A 16,853-nucleotide genomic window follows, 5' to 3' on the forward strand; every position below is an offset into this window, starting at 1 on the left:
GCCGAGCCGTACGGGGCGCTCGGGAAGCCGGGGGGCGGCGTGGTGCCGTACGGGCCGCCCGAGTGACCAGGGTCACTCGAGCCGCCTGCGGGCGCGGAGAAGCCGTTCGGTGGCGGTGGCGGGGCGGTCTGCCCGTCGTCCGGCGCGGCGCCGTTCGTGGCCTTCGGCCGGGAGGGGTCCTGCACCGGGGGCGGGGTGGGCTGGTGAGCGTCCGGCGTGGGGCCGCCGTGGCGCGGGAAGGGCGGGGTCATGGTCTCCTCGGCGTCGGATGCCACCGACGTTCCGGAGAAGCCCGGCATGCCCGGACGTGTGTCGGCGGTCTGGAAAACGACGGACGGCCTGTTCGTGGCCGAGCCCTGTCCGAAGTGCGGCGGAGCGTCTGTCGGCGGTCGCGGCGGAAGCTTCGCATCCTCCTCGTTCGGAGGAAGGAAAGTCTCGTCATGGCCAGACATGAGTCACCAGAGTATTAGGTGAGGGCAAATCTTATGCCGGTTTGCCCTCCATTGACCGATAGTTCAGGGCCGTGCGCAGATTGCTGCCATACGTCGTGTACTTCACGAACGACGTCACGGCCGAGTAGTCGCTCTTGGCGATCTTCTTGCCGTTCGGGTACTGCACCCAGCTCATGATCAGGTAGTGGCCGTTCACCTCGGTGGTGGTCAGCGACAGGCCCTGGCCGATCTTCTTGGTGGTGCCCGCGCCCGGCAGCGCGAGGATGAACGCGTCCTTCTGGCGCGCGGCGGACTGGGCCGACGTGGCCGCGGTCTGGGTCCTGAGGTTGATCACACCGATCGTGCCGATCAGCTTGCCGTTGCTGAACGTCGCCCGCAGCACCTGGTCGCAGGCGCCCCGGGCGAGGGCCTTGCGGAACGTCGTGCCGTGCGTCGGCGGCGAGCACTTGCGCTCCGCGCGCCGCGCCGTCATGAGGTAGCGGCGGCCGCCGGCCTTGAACGACCGGGCCTTGAAGATCTCGTTCAGCGTGAGGAGCTTGGGGTCGGTCGTGCGGCTCATGAGGCGGTCGCCGCGACCGGTCTCGGTGGGGGACGGCGTGGGCGTCGGCGTCGGCGTGACGGGAGGCGCCGAGGACGGGGCGGCCTCCGTCTTGGGCTTGTCGTCGCCACCGGACGTGAGCGCGAAGGCCGCGCCACCGACGACCACGATGACGCCCACCGCGATCGCCGCGCCGATGATCAGCCGCTTACGGCCGGAGCCCGAACCCGAGTCGAAGTCATCGCCCGGACCGTAGCCGCCCGGACCGCCGCCGTAGGGGTCCGCGCCCTCGTCGTGGGAGCCGTAGGAGGGGTCACGCTCGAAGGCGTTGCCGTACGGCTGGGGGTCGTCGCCGAAGGAGCCGCCGTAGCCGCCCGCGCCGCCGCCCGGACCGTAGCCGCCGTCTCGCGGAGGGGTGCCGTACGGGTCGTCGTGGGGGCTCCCGAAGGAGGGGGGACCGCCGTGTCCGGCCTGGTCGTCGCCCGGGCCGTACGGCGACGACGACGGCGGCTGGGAATGACCCCAGCCGCCGGGTTGCTGCTGATCACCCGGATAAGACATGAATGCGACCCTACCTGCCTGAATCAGGTGATCAGGGGTTTACCGAAAGCCGAAGTCCTGCGTCCACCAGGGCCCTCCAGAGCCGTACTCGACGCCGATTCCGATCGCCTTCAGGCCGCAGTTCAGGATGTTCGCCCGGTGCCCGGGGCTCTTCATCCAGCCCGCGACGACCGTCTGGGCGGTGGCGTATCCCATGGCGATGTTCTCGGCGCCGGGCTGGCTGTAGCCGGCCGCCTTGATCCGGTCCCACGGGGTCTTGCCGTCCGGTGAGTCGTGCTCGAAGTAGTGCCGTACGCGCATGTCCTTCGAGTGGGAGCGCGCCGCGGCGCGCAGGCCCGTGTCGACGCGCAGCGCGGAGCAGCCGTGCTTGGCCCGCTGCTGGTTCGTCAGCTGGACGGCGAGGTTCTCGGCCGTGACGTTCTTGGCCGGGGCGCCCGCGGAGCCGGCGTTCACCGCGGCCGAGGGCTTCTTCGGCTTGACGACCTTGGCGACGGCCGCCGGGCGGTGGCTCGTGTGCGTACGAGAGTGACTGGGGGAGGGAGTCGCGGTGGGCGGCTTGACGGCCGAACCCTCCGGGCTGGGGGCGACGACCGCGTCCTGGGCGGGCTGGTCGCCGGGTACGGGGTGCGCAGCGGTCACGTAGCGGTTCGCCGCGAAGCCGGCGGCGACGAAGAACGCGATCGCCAGGATCACGAACGCCTGGACCTTGCGCTTGATGGGGATCGAACGCTTGGCGGACAGGGGGTCCTCCAGGGGGCTGCGGAGGTGCAGCACTATAGAGGCGGTAACCACCATCGAGCGCGCCGTTCTGGAGTAATCCCTGCTATATGCTGTAAAAAGGACGAACGCATGATCGTCCGAAGCGATGGCAGGAGGCGGCGAAAGCCGCCCGCTTTGACCCGCACGTCAGTGGGCCGGTATCCTGCCAGTTCGTTGTGTGCGTCAGCGTGCCCGTTCTTCGGGTCGCTTGACCATGCGGGCCAGTGACGGACGTCGCCCGTCCCGCCGGCCCGGTCTCTGTTGTCAGACACGAAACGAAGGCATACGACCGTGCGCACCTACACCCCAAAGCCCGCTGACGTCGAACGTCAGTGGCACGTCATCGACGCGACCGATGTCGTGCTGGGTCGGCTGGCCAGCCAGGTCGCGACGTTGCTTCGGGGTAAGCACAAGCCGATCTACGCGCCGCACCTCGACACGGGCGACTTCGTGATCATCGTCAACGCCGACAAGGTGGCGCTGTCGGGGAAGAAGCTCGAGCAGAAGAAGGCCTACCGGCACTCGGGCTACCCCGGCGGACTCCGCTCCATCGCCTACTCCGACCTCATGGCCAAGCACCCCGAGCGCGCCGTCGAGAAGGCGATCAAGGGCATGCTGCCCAAGAACTCGCTCGGCCGGAAGATGTTCGGCAAGCTCAAGGTCTACGCCGGTCCCGAGCACCCGCACCAGGCGCAGCAGCCGGTGCCCTACGACATCAAGCAGATCGCGCAGTGACGCGCGCCGTCGAGATCGAATCCTGAGGAGTCCCGTGGCTGAGTCCACCGGTATCGAGACGCCCCTCGAGGGCGCCGAATTTGAAGAGTACGTGGGGGACTACACCTCCGAGTCCGCTGAGGCTGTCGTCGAGGAGACCCCCCGTCCGGTGCTGACCGGCCCGGCCGCGGGTACCGGCCGCCGCAAGGAGGCGATCGCCCGTGTGCGCATCGTCCCCGGCAGCGGAAAGTGGACGATCAACGGTCGCCCGCTCGACGCCTACTTCCCCAACAAGGTCCACCAGCAGATCGTGAACGAGCCGTTCGTGACGCTGGGCCTCGAGGACCAGTTCGACGTGATCGCGCTGATCACCGGCGGCGGCGTGACCGGCCAGGCCGGCGCCCTGCGCCTCGGCATCGCCCGCGCGCTGCAGCTCGTCGACCCCGACAACCGTCCGCCCCTCAAGAAGGCCGGCTTCCTCACCCGCGACGCGCGGGCCAAGGAGCGCAAGAAGTACGGGCTCAAGAAGGCGCGTAAGGCTCCGCAGTACAGCAAGCGTTGATCGGCCCTGTGCGGCGGCCCATCGACCCGGTACGGCCGGGCGGGGCGCGCCGCACAGGACTTCGGCGGTTCCGCGGGTTCGCGGGGCCGCCGATCGCTTTGTTCGAGGGCCGGCGGGCCGGCCTGCCATGCGCGACCTTGGGGTGTTAGCAGTGTCACGTCTGTTCGGAACCGATGGTGTCCGGGGGGTCGCGAACCGTGACCTGACCGCCCGGCTCGCGCTCGACCTGTCGGTGGCCGCCGCCCGGGTCCTCGGCGAGGCTGGCGCGTTCGAGGGCCACCGGCCCGTCGCCGTCGTGGGCCGCGACCCGCGCGCCTCGGGTGAGTTCCTCGAGGCCGCCGTCGTGGCCGGGCTCGCCTCCGCTGGCGTCGACGTCCTCCGCCTGGGCGTCCTGCCGACGCCCGCCGTCGCGTACCTCACCCAGTCGCTCGGCGCCGACCTCGGCGTCATGCTGTCGGCCTCCCACAACCCCGCGCCCGACAACGGCATCAAGTTCTTCGGCCGGGGCGGGCACAAGCTCGCCGACCAGATCGAGGACCAGATCGAGGCGCACCTCGGCGAGGAGTGGTCCGGCCCGACCGGCTCCGGCGTTGGCCGCGTACGCGACGCACAGGGCGAGGTCGAGAGCTACATCGCGCACCTGCTGTCGACGCTGCCCTGCTCGCTGGACGGCCTCCGCGTCGTGGTCGACTGCGCGCACGGCGCCGCGTCCGGGGTCTCACCCGAGGCGATGCGCCGCGCCGGCGCCAGCGTGGTCGCCATCGGCGCCTCTCCCGACGGCCTGAACATCAACGACGGCTACGGCTCCACTCACCTGGACGCGCTGCGCCGCGCCGTGATCGAGCATGGCGCCGACGTCGGCATCGCGCACGACGGCGACGCCGACCGCTGCCTCGCCGTCACCGCCACGGGCGAGGCGATCGACGGCGACCAGATCATGGCGATCCTGGCGGTCGAGTTGCGCGAGGCCGGCCGGCTGCCCGGCGACACCGTCGTCGCGACGGTCATGTCCAACCTCGGCTTCAAGATCGCCATGCGCGAGGAGGGCCTCAACGTCGTCGAGACGACGGTCGGTGACCGCTACGTCCTTGAGGCCATGAAGTCCGGGGGATACGCCTTCGGCGGCGAGCAGTCCGGCCACGTGATCATGCTGGACCACGCGACCACCGGAGACGGCCTGCTGACCGGCCTGCACCTGCTCGCCACCGTCGCGGGCCGCGGCCGCCCGCTGGACGAGCTGGCCAAGGTGATGACCCGCCTGCCGCAGGTGCTCGTCAACGTCAAGAACGTCGACAAGTCCCGCGCCAAGACCTCGGCGGAGCTGAAGGCGGCGGTCGAGACCGCCGAGGCCGAACTCGGCGACACGGGGCGCGTCCTGATCCGCCCGAGCGGCACCGAGCCGATGGTCCGCGTCATGGTCGAGGCGACCTACGAAGAACAGGCCCGCGCCCTGGCCGAACGCCTCGCCGAGGTCGTCCGCAGCGCCCTGTAGCACGGCCGCCGGGCGCGAGGCGGGCCGCTTTCGGCGTGGCGGACGCGGTGACGAGTGCTTCCTCCGACCGGCCGGGCTCCTGCTCGATCATCCGCCGTCACGGTCGGTGGAGCGTATCCACTCCGCGATGCTCGGCGCCTCGCCCGGATGCTTCACCGCGTACCCGCTGTCGAGGATCAAGCCGTCCCACGCGCGGCCGGTTATCCTGCCCTCCTCCCGCATCTCCGTGACACGCGCGATGGTTCCTTCGACCTCCGGGGCATCGAGTTCGGCGCCGTACAGCCGATCGGTGAGACGGCCGAGGTCGGTGGATCGCAACCGGTCCAGGAGCCGGGGGTGGAGCGGCTCGTTCAGGTGGGCGACGACGAAGTTGGACTGGATGAACTCCGTCTTTCCGGGCGCGGGCCTGACGAAGCTCGTTCCGTTGTCGTGGGACATGAGCGCGCCGTCCTCGCGGACGAGGAAGTTCTCGTCGACCGCGGGCCGATCGCCCTGTGCCACCGCGTAGTCGAAGGCGGCCATCCGCTGGGTCCGCTCGCCCTTGCGCACCACGGTGAGCCCGGCTCTGGCCGGGACGTGGTCCTGGAGTACGCCCTTCCCATAGCGGCCGGTCCACCGCCTCGTGCGAGGGACGACCCCGAGGCCGGTCTCGTCGCTCAGCTCGAACGCCCCGACATCCTTGGAGACCCCGCGGCCGCGTCCCCACTTGTACACGCCGAGGACCTGGCCGTCGTCCAGGACGAGGTGAACGCCGGACACTCCCCCGGTGGCCCTCATCGGACGATACTTGAGCGGGTCCAGCACGACGGCGAGGCCATCGGGGCCGTTCCAGCGGAACAACCCGAGCACCGGAGAGAAGACGCTCCTCGCCACGACCTCATCGGCCGAGCTCACGGATGCCCCATCGTCTGCTAGTCGGAGCCGGTGATCGAAAGGGTGCGGAGCTTCCAGCCGGCGACGGCGACGCCCAGGGCGGTCAGCACGATCAGCAGGGGTACGGCGGTGGAGAGGTGCACCTCGGAGGTGACCGACGTGGCGTTCGTCGCCAGGTCGGTCACTGAGATCGCCCACTGGCGGACCGACAGCGTCCTGACGCCCGAGGCGTACCGGCCGATGAGGTTCTCCCACACCAGGGCGTAGATCAGGCCGATCGTCACGGCGAAGCGGCTCATCACCGCGAGTGCCACGAACAGCGCGCAGTACGCGATGCCGCCCACCAGCGCGCCCAGCGCGAAGCCGCTCGCCAGGCCCGCCGTCAGGCCGTTCATGATGAGGCCGGAGACGAAGATCGGGACGACGCCGAAGCCGACGACCAGGGCGACCGCGACCAGGTACTTCGTGGTCGAGATGACCGGCCGGGCGATCGGCTTGGTCATGATGTACATGATCTGGCCGTCGTCGATCTCCGGGCCGATCACTCCCGTGCCGGCCAGCAGGGCCAGCAGCGGCAGCAGCGCGCCCAGCCCGAACTGCGTCAGCAGGGCCGCCGCGGTGTCGAGGTCGGCGTTGCCGGTGACCCGCAGGCCGATGCTGAGCAGCAGAAGAACGGCCGGGAGGATGAACAGGAGAAGCGCGCGGCGCCGTCCGAGCATGCCGCGGAACGTGATGTACGCGATGGTATTCATGAATCCTCCTTCGTCGGAGGCGTGACCAGGCGCGCCGTGTCGTCGATTCGCTCGCTGTGTTCGCTCATGAGGAGACCAGGTAGGAGAAGACGCTTTCGAGGGACTCGTCGGCCGGGGAGACCTCCCACAGCCGGATGCCGGCGCCACGGGCCACCTGTGGTAGCAGCAGGGTGAACCGCCGGAAGTCGACGGCCTCCACCTCCAGCCCGGCCGCGGTGAGTTCGACACCGCGGGTCGAATCGTCGGCGATCAGCGCGGCCGCCAGGCGGCGGTCGTCGCTGGAGCGGATGGCGAACATGTGCGGCCGGTCGGTCATCAGGCGCCGGATCGCGCGGAAGTCGCCGGAGGCGGCGTGCCGCCCCGCGACGATGACCTCGATGTGGTTCGCGAGCCGCTCGACCTCCTCGAGGATGTGCGAGCTGAACAGCACCGTACGGCCCTCGGCGGCCATCTTGCGGATGAGGTCCATGAGCTGGAGCCGCTGGCGCGGGTCCATGCCGTTGAACGGCTCGTCGAGCAGCAGGACCGCCGGGTCGTGGACGAGCGCCGACGCCATCTTGACGCGCTGCCGCATCCCCTTGGAGTAGGTGCCGATGGTCCGGTCGGCGGGCGGCAGCATCTCCACCATCGCGAGGGCACGGTCGGCGGCGGCCACCGGATCGGGCAGCTTGTGCAGCTTGGCCATCGAGCGGACGAACTGCCGGCCGGTGAGGAAGTCGTAGGCGGACTCGCGTTCGGGCACCAGCCCGATGTTGCGGTAGACCGAGGGGTTCTTCCAGATGCGCTGTCCGTCGATGCCGACCTGACCGCCCGAGGGCGCGAGGAACCCGCCCATCATGTGGATGAGCGTCGACTTGCCCGCGCCGTTCGGGCCGAGCAGGCCGGTCACCCCCGGGCCGACGGTCATCGACACGCCGTTGACCGCGACCACGTTGCCGTACCACCGGGAGACGTCCCGGAGCTCCAGGACACTCACGATGCCTTCCTCTCGTCGGTGGGCCGGCCGGTCATTGCGCGCCCGCCTTGCGGAACCGCTGGTGAAGGATGGCGAGCGAGCCCGCGACGATGGCCACGCACACGAGCGTGAACACCGGGCCGCCGAGGCCGGACGGCGGCGGCTCCGGGGCGGACGACTTGGCGCCCAGCGCCCAGACCTGCACGTCGTCCACGAGGTTGAAGGGCGTGAACATGCCCGCCCAGCGGGCGACTCCGAACTTGGTCTGGTTTTCGGCGATGCCCTGGATGGAGCCGACCGCGGCGGTGCTGATGAGGTACACCGCCATGACCGCGGTGACGCCGAAGCCGCGACGCGGGGTGAAGGCGGCCACGACCAGGCCGATCGCGGCGAGCACCAGGGCGAACATCAGGCAGCCCACCAGGCCGCCGGCCCAGTCGAGCGTGTGGGTGCCCAGATGCTTCTGCTTGGTGGCGAGCGCGCCGATGAACAGGATCGTGATCGGCGTGCCCAGCAGGATGAACAGCGCCGTGGTCAGCGCGCCGTACTTGGCCAGCACGTAGTCCAGGCGCGACAGCGGGCGGGAGAAGTACAGCGGCGTGACGTGGAACCTCAGGTCGCGTGAGGCCAGCACCGGCGACTGCGCGGCCAGGAAGATCGCGATCAGTGGCTGGAGATAGACGGCGTAGGCCGAGTAGCGGATCAGGTTGATGGGCTGGCCGCTGCCGAGCGAGGCGGCCAGCGCCGTGATCGCGACGCTGATGGCCGCGGGCAGCAACATGATCGTGAACAGCAGGAACGGCATGATCTTGGCCTTGGCCGGTCGCCCCAGCCCGTACGCCGCGCGCAGGTTGTGCGTGAACAGGGAGCGGACGGCGTATGCGCGGCCGAGCCGCGGGCCGTCGTAGTGCCGGTAGCCGATGTCGTGGATGACGCTCGTCATGAGGAGAACACCTCTTCGATGCGGTGACGGCGGTTCTCCATGCGTACGAGGGCCAGGCCGAGGTCGGCGACGGAGTCGCGCACGAGGTCGTACGTCGTCTCGTCGGCGATGTCGATGAGCAGGCCCCGTCCGTCGGGGTGGACGCGCAGCCCGGCCTGGGCGAGGTGGTGGCCGAGCCGGTCGCGGCCGGCGGCCTCGTCGTCGACCTCGACCGCGAGAACGCCGCTGGTCTGGGTGAACGCGGTGACCGCCTGCGACCGCAGCAGCCGGCCGCCGTCGATGATGACCAGGTGCTGGGCGACGCGTTCGAGCTCGCCGAGGAGGTGGGAGGTGACCAGGACGCTGATGCCGAACTGGGTGCCGATGCGCTGGATGAGGGCGAGCATCTCGTCCCGCCCGGCCGGGTCCAGGCCGTTGGTGGGTTCGTCGAGGAAGACGAGCTTCGGGTCGTGCACGAGGGCCTGGGCGAGCTTGACCCGCTGGCGCATGCCGGTGGAGTAGCCACCGATCGGCCGGTAGCGCTCCTCGTACAGGCCGACGTGGCGCAGTGTGTCGGCGGCGCGTTCGCGCGCGGCGGTGGCCGGCAGCCCGGACACGCGCGCGACGTGCACGATGAACTCGGTGGCCGAGACGTCGGGCGGGAGGCAGTCGTTCTCGGGCATGTAGCCGACCAGCTCCCGGATCTTCACCGACTCGCGGACCGTGTCGAGTCCGAGCACGCTCGCCTGCCCACGCGTCGGTGGGATGAGCCCGAGGAGGATCTTGATGAGGGTCGACTTGCCCGCGCCGTTGGCCCCGACCAGCCCGACGACGCCGGGCTCGATGTCGATGGTCAGCTCGTCCAGGGCGAGCACGCCGGGGAACTGCTTGCCGAGCCCCCGGGTGGCGATGATGGACATGCGCCGAACCTAGTGGACCGTCGTGGTCGCGTCGTCACCCTTGGGCGGTACTCCCCACCCGCCGAAGGGATGAGAACCCCCGGCCGAGGCCGGACGCCATCTCCGACCGCGAGCCCACCGCCGACTGTCGATGATAAGAGCGTAAAGCCGTATATTCCGGGCATAGCTTCGCCAAAAAAATCCTGGATGGTGCGGATATGTCAGTGCGGCGGCGAGTGGGCGTGCAGGTCTCCTCGATGGTCGTCTCGGTGTTCGTCGTGGCCGGATGCGCGGGCAACGTCAGCCTGTCGGGTGACGGGCCGTCGAGTTCGAGCTCGGGAAAGTCGTCAAAAAAGGGAGACAAGGGCAGCGAAAGGACGGCGCGGAAGGAACTCGCCGGACTCAAGGAGGCCAAGCCGGACTCCATGACCGGGTACAGCCGGCGTCAGTTCGGCCCCGCCTGGAAGGACGTCGACCACAACGGCTGCGACACCCGTAACGACATCCTCGCCCGCGACCTGGACGACGCGAAGAAACGCAACAAGTGCGTCGTCATCTCGGGGACGCTGGACGACCCGTACACGGGCAAGCAGATCACCTTCGCCAAGGCGCACGCCGTCGAGGTGCAGATCGACCACATCTTCCCGCTCGGCCTCGCCTGGCGGATGGGCGCGGACCACTGGACCGAGGAGAAGCGGACCGAACTGGCCAACGACCGCGACAACCTCCTGGCGGTCTGGGGACGGCCCAACGAGCAGAAGAGCGACAAGGGACCGTCGGAGTGGCAGCCGCAAAAGTCCTTCCAGTGCACCTACGCGGAGAAGTTCATCGCCGTCGCCGATGAGTACCACCTGTCGGTGACGCAGGCGGACCACGACGAACTGGGCGACATGCTCGACACCTGCTGAGCACCCGAAGACGGAGAGCACCCCCGCCAGGTGCTCTCCGTCTTTTCTGGGATCCAGCCTTTATGCGGCCTGCCGGCGCGACCGTCGCGCCGTCCCTGGCCGTCCCTTGTTGGAGACGCCCAGCAGACGGGCGAGGACCCGGAAGGGCAGCAGAAGCACCTCCGCCACCGTCGCGACGACGGCAGAGAGCGCTGCGATGATGCGGCCCGCCATCGGTCTCTCCCTTCACTGTCCGTCGGGAGAGGTGTATACCCGGTGAGCGCGTTCTACTCGGCGAGCGACAAAAGGCTTGTGACCGTTTTCCAGTTGCGCATCGTGGCGGGTGTCTTCAGGCGCCGCCCGAGCGCGACCGGCAGTTTCGCGCGGCCGATGCCGTTCGGCAGCCGGAGGTAGATCTCGCGTTCGCCGGCGCGCATCTCTTCGGGCGCGAATCGGTCCAGGTCCATGCCGGTGAGCCAATCCCGGGCGGGTGGTCTCAGCAGGAACCAGACGGTGGACTTCGCCGGGTCGTCGACCTTCAGCGGATTCCGCTCGACCACGTCCTGAAGCTCCTCCGCGGTCCGCAGGATCACCTCGGTCATCAGCCCCAGATCGGCGGCGAGCCGCTCCTCGACCGAGGCCGCGACCCGCTCCGGCCGCGTCTCGGGAGCGGTGAAGACCGCGTTGCCGCTCTGCAGGTACGTCCGCACGTCGGCGTACCCGAGGCCGGTCAGCAGTTCGCGCAGGTCGGTCATGGAGACCTTCTTGTGGCTGCCGAGGTTCACCGCGCGCAGTAGCGCCACATATCGCGTCACGATGTCGTTTACTACTCCACCGTGACGGATTTGGCGAGGTTGCGGGGCTGGTCGACGTCATGGCCCCGGGCGGTGGCGAGCTCGCAGGCGAAGACCTGGAGCGGCACGGTCGCCACCAGCGGTTGCAGCAGGGTCGGGACGGCCGGCACGCGGATGAGCGTGTCGGCGTACGGCGCGACCGCCTCGTCGCCCTCCTCGGCGATCACGATCGTCCGGGCGCCGCGGGCGCGGATCTCCTGGATGTTGGAGACGATCTTGTCGTGCAGGATCGGGCGGGCGCGTGACGGCACGATGACCACGACCGGCAGGTCCTGTTCGATCAGGGCGATCGGGCCGTGCTTCAGCTCGCCGGCGGCGAAGCCCTCCGCGTGCATGTAGGCGAGCTCCTTGAGCTTGAGCGCGCCCTCCAGCGCCACCGGGAAGCCCACGTGACGGCCCAGGAACAGCACGCAGCGCTCACCGGCCAGCGACCGGGCCAGCTCGCGTACCGGCTCGACGGTCTCCAGGACCCGCTCCACCTTCTGCGGCATCGTGCCCAGCAGCTGGATCATGGCGAAGACCTCGTCGCCCCACTTGGTCCCGCGCACCTGCGCCAGGTAGAGCGCGATCAGGTACACGGCGATCAGCTGGGTGAGGAACGCCTTGGTCGAGGCGACCGCGATCTCCGGCCCGGCGTGCGTGTAGAGGACGCCGTCGCACTCGCGCGGGATGGTCGAGCCGTTGACGTTGCAGATGCCGAGGACGCTGGCGCGCTGCTCGCGGGCGTGGCGTACGGCCATGAGCGTGTCCATCGTCTCGCCCGACTGGGAGATGGCGATGACCAGCGTCGAGCGCGTCAGGATCGGGTCGCGGTAGCGGAACTCGCTGGCCAGCTCGACCTCGCAGGGGAGCTGGGTCCAATGCTCGATGGCGTACTTGGCGATCAGCCCGGCGTGGTAGGCCGTGCCGCACGCGACGATGATGATCTTGTCGATGTCGCGCAGCTCGTCGTCGGTGAGCCGCATCTCGTCGAGGCTGAGCCGGCCGTCGGCGCCGATCCGGCCGAGCAGCGTGTCGGCGACCGCGCGGGGCTGCTCGGCGATCTCCTTGAGCATGAAGTAGTCGTGACCGCCCTTTTCCGCGGCGGACACGTCCCAGTCGACGTGGTACTCCTTCACCTCGGCCGGTCTGCCGTCGAAGCCGGTCACCGTGACGCCCGACGGCCGCAGCTCGACGACCTGGTCCTGGCCCAGTTCGATCGCGTCGCGGGTGTGCGCGATGAAGGCCGCGACGTCGCTGGCCAGGAAGTTCTCCTCGGCGCCGACGCCGACGACCAGGGGAGAGTTGCGGCGGGCGCCGACCACGAGGTCGGGCTCGCCGGAGTACACCGCGACGAGCGTGAACGCGCCTTCGAGGCGCAGGCAGACCCGGCGCATCGCGTCGGCCAGGCTCGCGCCCCCGGCCACCTCCTCCTCGATCAGGTGGGCGACCGCCTCGGTGTCGGTGTCGGAGGACAGCTCGTGGCCCCGGCGCTCGAGTTCGAGGCGGAGCGCGGCGAAGTTCTCGATGATGCCGTTGTGCACGACGGCGACGGCGCCCGTGCAGTCGGTGTGCGGGTGGGCGTTGCGGTCGTTCGGCGGTCCGTGGGTGGCCCAGCGGGTGTGGCCGATGCCCGAACGGCCGGTGTTCCCATCCTGCGAACCGTCGGGCGGGACGGTGCCCGCAAGTGCCTCACGCAGGTTGGCCAGCTTCCCGGCGCGCTTGGTCACCGTCAGCTTGCCGTCGGCGGAGATGGCCGTGCCCGCCGAGTCATACCCCCGGTACTCCAGCCGGGAGAGGCCCTCGATGACGACGTCGAGAGCCGGCTTCGAGCCGACGTACCCCACGATTCCGCACATGCGGGCCACAGTAATGGGTCCAGGTGAACGGGTAGACCACCGCCGCGCCAACTCTCCGCTCGCCCTGGGTGCCGCCGGCGGCACGGCCGGTCTGACCCGGCCCTGTCGCCGCGCGTAACCATCTCGTAACGCGCCAAATGTCCGTAATTTGCCTGGCTCCGGCTAGGGTCACCTCCCATGACGAGCATCGGGGGCAATCCCCCCAGCCCGTACGTCGAGCTCGACCGTGAGGCATGGCGTGCCCTACGCGCCGGTACGCCGCTGTCCCTCACTCCAGCGGACCTGGAGGAGATCCGCGGGCTCGGCGACCCCATCGACATCGACGAGGTCGAGGACGTCTACCTGCCGCTGTCGCGGCTGCTGCGGCTGTTCGTCGCGGGCGACGGCCGGCTGCGCGACACCGTCAGCGCCTTCCTCGGCGAGCCGGTCGCCCCCACCCCGTACATCATCGGCATCGCCGGCAGCGTGGCCGTGGGCAAGTCGACGGTCTCCCGCCTGCTGCGCGTCCTTCTCTCGCGCGGCCCGGGGGAACCACGGGTCGAGCTGGTCAGCACGGACGGCTTCCTCCATCCCAACGCCGTCCTCGCCGAGCGCGGGCTGATGCAGCGCAAGGGATTCCCGGAGTCCTACGACCGGCGCGCGCTGCTGAAGTTCGTCTCGGAGGTCAAGGCGGGCGTGCCCGAGGTGTCCATGCCGGTGTACGAGGCGCTGCGGTACGACATCGTGCCGGACGCCCGGCAGGTCGTACGGCAGCCGGACATCCTCATCGTGGAGGGGCTCAACGTGCTGCAGAGCGCCCGGCCGGGCGGCCTGGCCCTCGCGGACCTGTTCGACTTCTCCATCTACGTCGACGCGCGGGTCGATGACATCCGCCAGTGGTACGTCGACCGCTTCTTCGCCCTGCGGCGTACGGTCTTCACCGACGAGCGGTCCTACTTCCACCCCTACGCGCAGGTCGACGAGGACGAGGCGGCGGCGCAGGCGGAGCGCTACTGGCGCGACATCAACGAGGTCAACCTCGTGGCCAACATCCTGCCCACCCGCGCCCGCGCCACCCTCGTCCTGAACAAGGACCGCGACCACCGCGTCCGCCGCGTACGGCTGCGGCGGATCTGACGCGGCGGCGCGTCCCCGCGCGGCTCAGCCCCGACGCCGACGGAGCAACGGTGTCGCGCAGCACGCGCCCAGCGCCGCCGCACCGGCCAGAACCACGCACGTGACCGTCAGCGCGTGCCCGGTCGGCGGCGCGACGCTGAGGAACAGCGTGCCGAACGTCGCGACGCCAACGACCTGGCCGAGCTGGTTCGTCATCACCAGCAGCCCGCTGGCGTCCGCCGCGTCCGCCACCGCCACGTGGGTCAGCGCGATCGCCAGCAGCGGGCTGAACGCCGCGCCGAGGCCGAGCCCGGTCACGGCCATCGCCACCTCCAGCCCGACACCGCCCGACTCGAAGAGGGCGAGCCCCAGGTAGCCCAGCCCGGCCACGACCAGCGCGACCGGGATCATCGGCCGGTGCCACCGCGCGGGCGCGCGCCGCCAGTTGAGGCTGGACAGCGCGAACCCGCCCGCTCCCGGGATGAAGAACAGCCCGGCACGCAGCGGGCTGAACCCGAGGCCGCCCTGAAGGTGCAGGGCCACGGTGAACAGGAACCCGCCGAAGGTGCTCATGCACAGGAAGATCGCGACGAGCCCCGCGCGCATGCCGGGCGCGCCCGCCACCCGGCCGGGGATCAGCGGCGAGGACGCGCGCCGCTGCGCCACCACGAACAGCGCGAACACGACGACGCTGCCGCCGAGCATCAGCCAGCCCCACAGCGGCCAGTCCTCCTCGTGCCCGAGCACGAGCGGCACCACGAACAGCAGCGTCGCCGCCGCGAGGCTCGTCAGCCCCGGCAGGTCCAGGCCGCGGTCCTGCTCGCCGCGGTCGCCGGGCAGGGTACGGGCGCCGGCGGCCAGCAGCACGACGCCGATCGGGACGTTCACCAGGAAGACGGGCCGCCAGCCGGTGCCGAACAGGTCGGCGCTGACCAGAACCCCGCCGACGACCTGGCCGACGACCGAACCGCCGGCCAGCACCGCGCCGTACACGCTGAGCGCGCGGGCCCGCGCCGCGCCGGTGAAGTTACGTTGGATGAGGCTCATGACCTGCGGCACCATCAGCGCCGCCCCCGCCCCCTGGATGAAGCGGAAGCCGATGAGCATGCCGGTGCCTCCCGCCAGGCCGCAGGCCAGCGACGCGACGGTGAAGACCGCGAGGCCCGTCTGGAAGGCGGCGCGGTGCCCGAGCCGGTCGCCGAGACGGGCGCCGGTGATGAGGAGAACGGCGTACGCGATGGTGTAGCCGGCGATGACGAGCTGCAGCCCGGCGCCGGACGCGTGGAGGTCGGTACGGATGGTCGGCGCGGCGACGTTGACCACGGAGACGTCGAGGATCGCCATGAACTGGCCGACCAGAATGATCGTGAGGAGCCGGCCAAGCCGGACCGGTGTACGCGACGCCGGTGCGCCGATGGTGATCTGGGCCATGTGCAGCAGCCTGCGAGCACGGGGATAAGAGTGGTGAGAGCCCCTTGATACTGGTGTTGACAGCACCTGGCACGCGATCCCCGTACCGGCGAGAATCGGACAGGTGACCGCGACGATCACCAGCCGCCGCACCGAGCTCGCCGCCTTTCTGCGCAGCCGCCGCGGACGCATCACGCCCGCCGACGTCGGCATGCCCGCCGGGCCGCGACGGCGCACGCCCGGGCTGCGCCGCGAGGAGGTCGCCCAGCTCGCCGGTGTCGGGATCACCTGGTACACCTGGCTCGAACAGGGCCGGCCGATCAACGTGAGCGTCCAGGTGCTGGAGGCGATCGCCCGCACCCTCCGCCTCGACCAGGCCGAACGTGAGCACCTGTTCCGGCTCGCGGACGTGCCCGCGCCGCACCCGCGGGACGCGCACGACCGGCTGGAGCCGCAGGTGCAGGCCGTGCTCGACGGCCTGGCCGACCTGCCCGCCGCCGTGATCAACAGCCGGTACGACGTGCTCGCCTGGAACGCGGCGTACGCCGCGATGTGGCCGAGCATCTCCGCCGTGAGCAACCGCCGCAACCTGCTCTGGGCGGGATTCGCGATCCCCGCCTGCTGCAGCACGTTCGTGAACCGCGACCGTGAACTCCCGCAGATGGTGGCGACATTCCGTGCGTCGTACGCCCGTCACCTCGGCGAACCCGCCTGGACGGAGCTCGTCGAGCGGCTGTCCGCCGCCAGCCCGGAGTTCGCCGAGATGTGGGCCGCGCACGACGTCGGCACACCGACGACGAGGGTCAAGGTCTTCCGGCACGCCGCCGTGGGCGAGGTGAGCCTGTCGGTGGTCAACTTCGCGGTCGTGGCGACGCCGGAGACGCGCATGGCGGTCTACACACCGGTCGAGGTCGAAAGCCGCGAGCGCGTGGACTGGCTGATCGCGCACCCGGACGCTCCGGCCGTCGACCACACGCACGCGCCCGTCCACTGACCTCGCTCTCACGCCGCGGCCACGGACGTTAACCTGAATCGGTGATCGTCGGAGTGGGGATCGACGTCGTGGACATCGCGCGGTTCGCGGGGTCCCTCGAACGCACGCCCGGTCTCGCCGTCCGGCTGTTCACCGAGGCCGAGCGGGGGCTGCACCCGCGCTCCCTCGCCGCGCGTTTCGCGGCCAAGGAGGCGCTGGCCAAGGCGCTGGGCGCGCCGCGCGGGCTGAAGTGGACCGACGCCGAGGTGCGCAAGGCGCCCGACGGGCGGCCCGGCCTGCACGTCGAGGGCACCGTC

At 70.3% G+C, this 16,853-nt stretch carries 18 protein-coding genes and 1 pseudogene; 7 read left to right on the forward strand and 12 right to left on the reverse strand.

From position 1 onward, the window contains the following. The 3 genes and pseudogenes from ACFFNX_RS20370 to ACFFNX_RS20380 all read right to left on the reverse strand — a co-directional run. Positions 1-251: pseudogene (locus ACFFNX_RS20370) on the reverse strand (hypothetical protein); the annotation flags it as partial. A 232-nt stretch (positions 252-483) separates the two neighbouring features. Then, positions 484-1,551, reverse strand: a complete 1,068-nt coding sequence (locus ACFFNX_RS20375; protein WP_378204342.1) for a hypothetical protein — start codon at positions 1,549-1,551, stop codon at positions 484-486. A gap of 39 nt (positions 1,552-1,590) precedes the next feature. After that, the gene (locus ACFFNX_RS20380; protein WP_378204345.1) at positions 1,591-2,346 is read right to left on the reverse strand and encodes a CAP domain-containing protein; all 756 of its coding nucleotides are present in this window, start codon (positions 2,344-2,346) and stop codon (positions 1,591-1,593) included. A 255-nt stretch (positions 2,347-2,601) separates the two neighbouring features. On the opposite strand from ACFFNX_RS20380, the gene rplM reads away from it, so the two are divergent. The 3 genes from rplM (at position 2,602) to glmM (ending at position 5,078) form a co-directional block, all read left to right on the forward strand. Beyond that, positions 2,602-3,045 (forward strand): 50S ribosomal protein L13, encoded by a 444-nt coding sequence (gene rplM / locus ACFFNX_RS20385; protein WP_378204348.1) that lies wholly within the window; start codon positions 2,602-2,604, stop codon positions 3,043-3,045. 34 nt (positions 3,046-3,079) lie between these two features. Next, positions 3,080-3,586 carry a 30S ribosomal protein S9 gene (gene rpsI, locus ACFFNX_RS20390; protein ID WP_378204351.1) on the forward strand — a complete coding sequence of 169 codons (507 nt, stop codon included), beginning with the start codon at positions 3,080-3,082 and terminating at the stop codon, positions 3,584-3,586. A 151-nt stretch (positions 3,587-3,737) separates the two neighbouring features. Next, entirely contained in the window at positions 3,738-5,078 is a 1,341-nt protein-coding gene (gene glmM / locus ACFFNX_RS20395; RefSeq protein WP_378204354.1) for a phosphoglucosamine mutase, read from the forward strand. An 87-nt stretch (positions 5,079-5,165) separates the two neighbouring features. On the opposite strand, the gene ACFFNX_RS20400 is transcribed toward glmM, so the two are convergent. From ACFFNX_RS20400 to ACFFNX_RS20420, 5 genes are all read right to left on the reverse strand, one after another. Then, on the reverse strand, positions 5,166-5,972 hold the full coding sequence (locus ACFFNX_RS20400) for a hypothetical protein (protein ID WP_378204357.1): 807 nt from the start codon (positions 5,970-5,972) through the stop codon (positions 5,166-5,168). Positions 5,973-5,989: 17 nt separating this feature from the next. After that, entirely contained in the window at positions 5,990-6,703 is a 714-nt protein-coding gene (locus ACFFNX_RS20405) for an ABC transporter permease (protein ID WP_378204360.1), read from the reverse strand. Between the two features lie 64 nt (positions 6,704-6,767). Continuing rightward, on the reverse strand, positions 6,768-7,679 hold the full coding sequence (locus ACFFNX_RS20410) for an ABC transporter ATP-binding protein (RefSeq protein ID WP_378204363.1): 912 nt from the start codon (positions 7,677-7,679) through the stop codon (positions 6,768-6,770). A 31-nt stretch (positions 7,680-7,710) separates the two neighbouring features. Next, positions 7,711-8,601 (reverse strand): ABC transporter permease, encoded by an 891-nt coding sequence (locus ACFFNX_RS20415; RefSeq protein ID WP_378204366.1) that lies wholly within the window; start codon positions 8,599-8,601, stop codon positions 7,711-7,713. Beyond that, positions 8,598-9,500 (reverse strand): ABC transporter ATP-binding protein, encoded by a 903-nt coding sequence (locus ACFFNX_RS20420; protein WP_378204369.1) that lies wholly within the window; start codon positions 9,498-9,500, stop codon positions 8,598-8,600. Before ACFFNX_RS20420 ends, ACFFNX_RS20415 begins: the two co-directional genes overlap by 4 nt. Before the next feature lie 197 nt (positions 9,501-9,697). Between ACFFNX_RS20420 and ACFFNX_RS20425 the strand changes: the two genes are divergently transcribed. Further along, a complete protein-coding gene (locus ACFFNX_RS20425; protein ID WP_378204372.1) occupies positions 9,698-10,387 on the forward strand; it encodes an HNH endonuclease family protein in 690 nt (229 codons plus the stop codon). A gap of 60 nt (positions 10,388-10,447) precedes the next feature. On the opposite strand, the gene ACFFNX_RS52505 is transcribed toward ACFFNX_RS20425, so the two are convergent. From ACFFNX_RS52505 to glmS, 3 genes are read right to left on the reverse strand one after another with little or no spacing between them, the layout of a single operon-like run. Then, on the reverse strand, positions 10,448-10,600 hold the full coding sequence (locus ACFFNX_RS52505) for a hypothetical protein (protein ID WP_512699855.1): 153 nt from the start codon (positions 10,598-10,600) through the stop codon (positions 10,448-10,450). A 53-nt stretch (positions 10,601-10,653) separates the two neighbouring features. Continuing rightward, on the reverse strand, positions 10,654-11,181 hold the full coding sequence (locus ACFFNX_RS20430; protein ID WP_378204375.1) for a DUF1697 domain-containing protein: 528 nt from the start codon (positions 11,179-11,181) through the stop codon (positions 10,654-10,656). Between the two features lie 11 nt (positions 11,182-11,192). Beyond that, entirely contained in the window at positions 11,193-13,058 is a 1,866-nt protein-coding gene (gene glmS, locus ACFFNX_RS20435; protein ID WP_378204378.1) for a glutamine--fructose-6-phosphate transaminase (isomerizing), read from the reverse strand. Between the two features lie 177 nt (positions 13,059-13,235). On the opposite strand from glmS, the gene coaA reads away from it, so the two are divergent. Next, the gene (coaA, locus tag ACFFNX_RS20440) at positions 13,236-14,174 is read left to right on the forward strand and encodes a type I pantothenate kinase (protein ID WP_378204381.1); all 939 of its coding nucleotides are present in this window, start codon (positions 13,236-13,238) and stop codon (positions 14,172-14,174) included. A gap of 24 nt (positions 14,175-14,198) precedes the next feature. Here the strand turns inward: coaA and ACFFNX_RS20445 are convergent, their stop codons facing one another. Further along, the gene (locus tag ACFFNX_RS20445) at positions 14,199-15,584 is read right to left on the reverse strand and encodes an MFS transporter (protein WP_378204383.1); all 1,386 of its coding nucleotides are present in this window, start codon (positions 15,582-15,584) and stop codon (positions 14,199-14,201) included. Between the two features lie 103 nt (positions 15,585-15,687). On the opposite strand from ACFFNX_RS20445, the gene ACFFNX_RS20450 reads away from it, so the two are divergent. Then, the gene (locus ACFFNX_RS20450; protein WP_378204386.1) at positions 15,688-16,557 is read left to right on the forward strand and encodes a helix-turn-helix transcriptional regulator; all 870 of its coding nucleotides are present in this window, start codon (positions 15,688-15,690) and stop codon (positions 16,555-16,557) included. Positions 16,558-16,598: 41 nt separating this feature from the next. After that, positions 16,599-16,853: holo-ACP synthase (locus tag ACFFNX_RS20455; RefSeq protein ID WP_378204389.1), on the forward strand; the 255-nt coding region annotated here is incomplete at its 3' end.

The sequence above is a fragment of the Actinoallomurus acaciae genome, from assembly GCF_042429965.1.
Taxonomy (GTDB): Bacteria; Actinomycetota; Actinomycetes; order Streptosporangiales; family Streptosporangiaceae; genus Actinoallomurus; species Actinoallomurus acaciae.

Coding starts and splice junctions, on each gene's coding strand:
- ACFFNX_RS20375 (WP_378204342.1), bottom strand. CDS start 1,551: ATGTCTTATCCGGGTGATCAGCAGCAACCCGGCGGCTGGGGTCATTCC.
- ACFFNX_RS20380 (WP_378204345.1), bottom strand. CDS start 2,346: ATGGTGGTTACCGCCTCTATAGTGCTGCACCTCCGCAGCCCCCTGGAG.
- ACFFNX_RS20405 (WP_378204360.1), bottom strand. CDS start 6,703: ATGAATACCATCGCGTACATCACGTTCCGCGGCATGCTCGGACGGCGC.
- ACFFNX_RS20415 (WP_378204366.1), bottom strand. CDS start 8,601: ATGACGAGCGTCATCCACGACATCGGCTACCGGCACTACGACGGCCCG.
- ACFFNX_RS20420 (WP_378204369.1), bottom strand. CDS start 9,500: ATGTCCATCATCGCCACCCGGGGGCTCGGCAAGCAGTTCCCCGGCGTG.
- ACFFNX_RS20425 (WP_378204372.1), top strand. CDS start 9,698: ATGTCAGTGCGGCGGCGAGTGGGCGTGCAGGTCTCCTCGATGGTCGTC.
- ACFFNX_RS52505 (WP_512699855.1), bottom strand. CDS start 10,600: ATGGCGGGCCGCATCATCGCAGCGCTCTCTGCCGTCGTCGCGACGGTG.
- glmS (WP_378204378.1), bottom strand. CDS start 13,058: ATGTGCGGAATCGTGGGGTACGTCGGCTCGAAGCCGGCTCTCGACGTC.
- coaA (WP_378204381.1), top strand. CDS start 13,236: ATGACGAGCATCGGGGGCAATCCCCCCAGCCCGTACGTCGAGCTCGAC.
- ACFFNX_RS20445 (WP_378204383.1), bottom strand. CDS start 15,584: ATGGCCCAGATCACCATCGGCGCACCGGCGTCGCGTACACCGGTCCGG.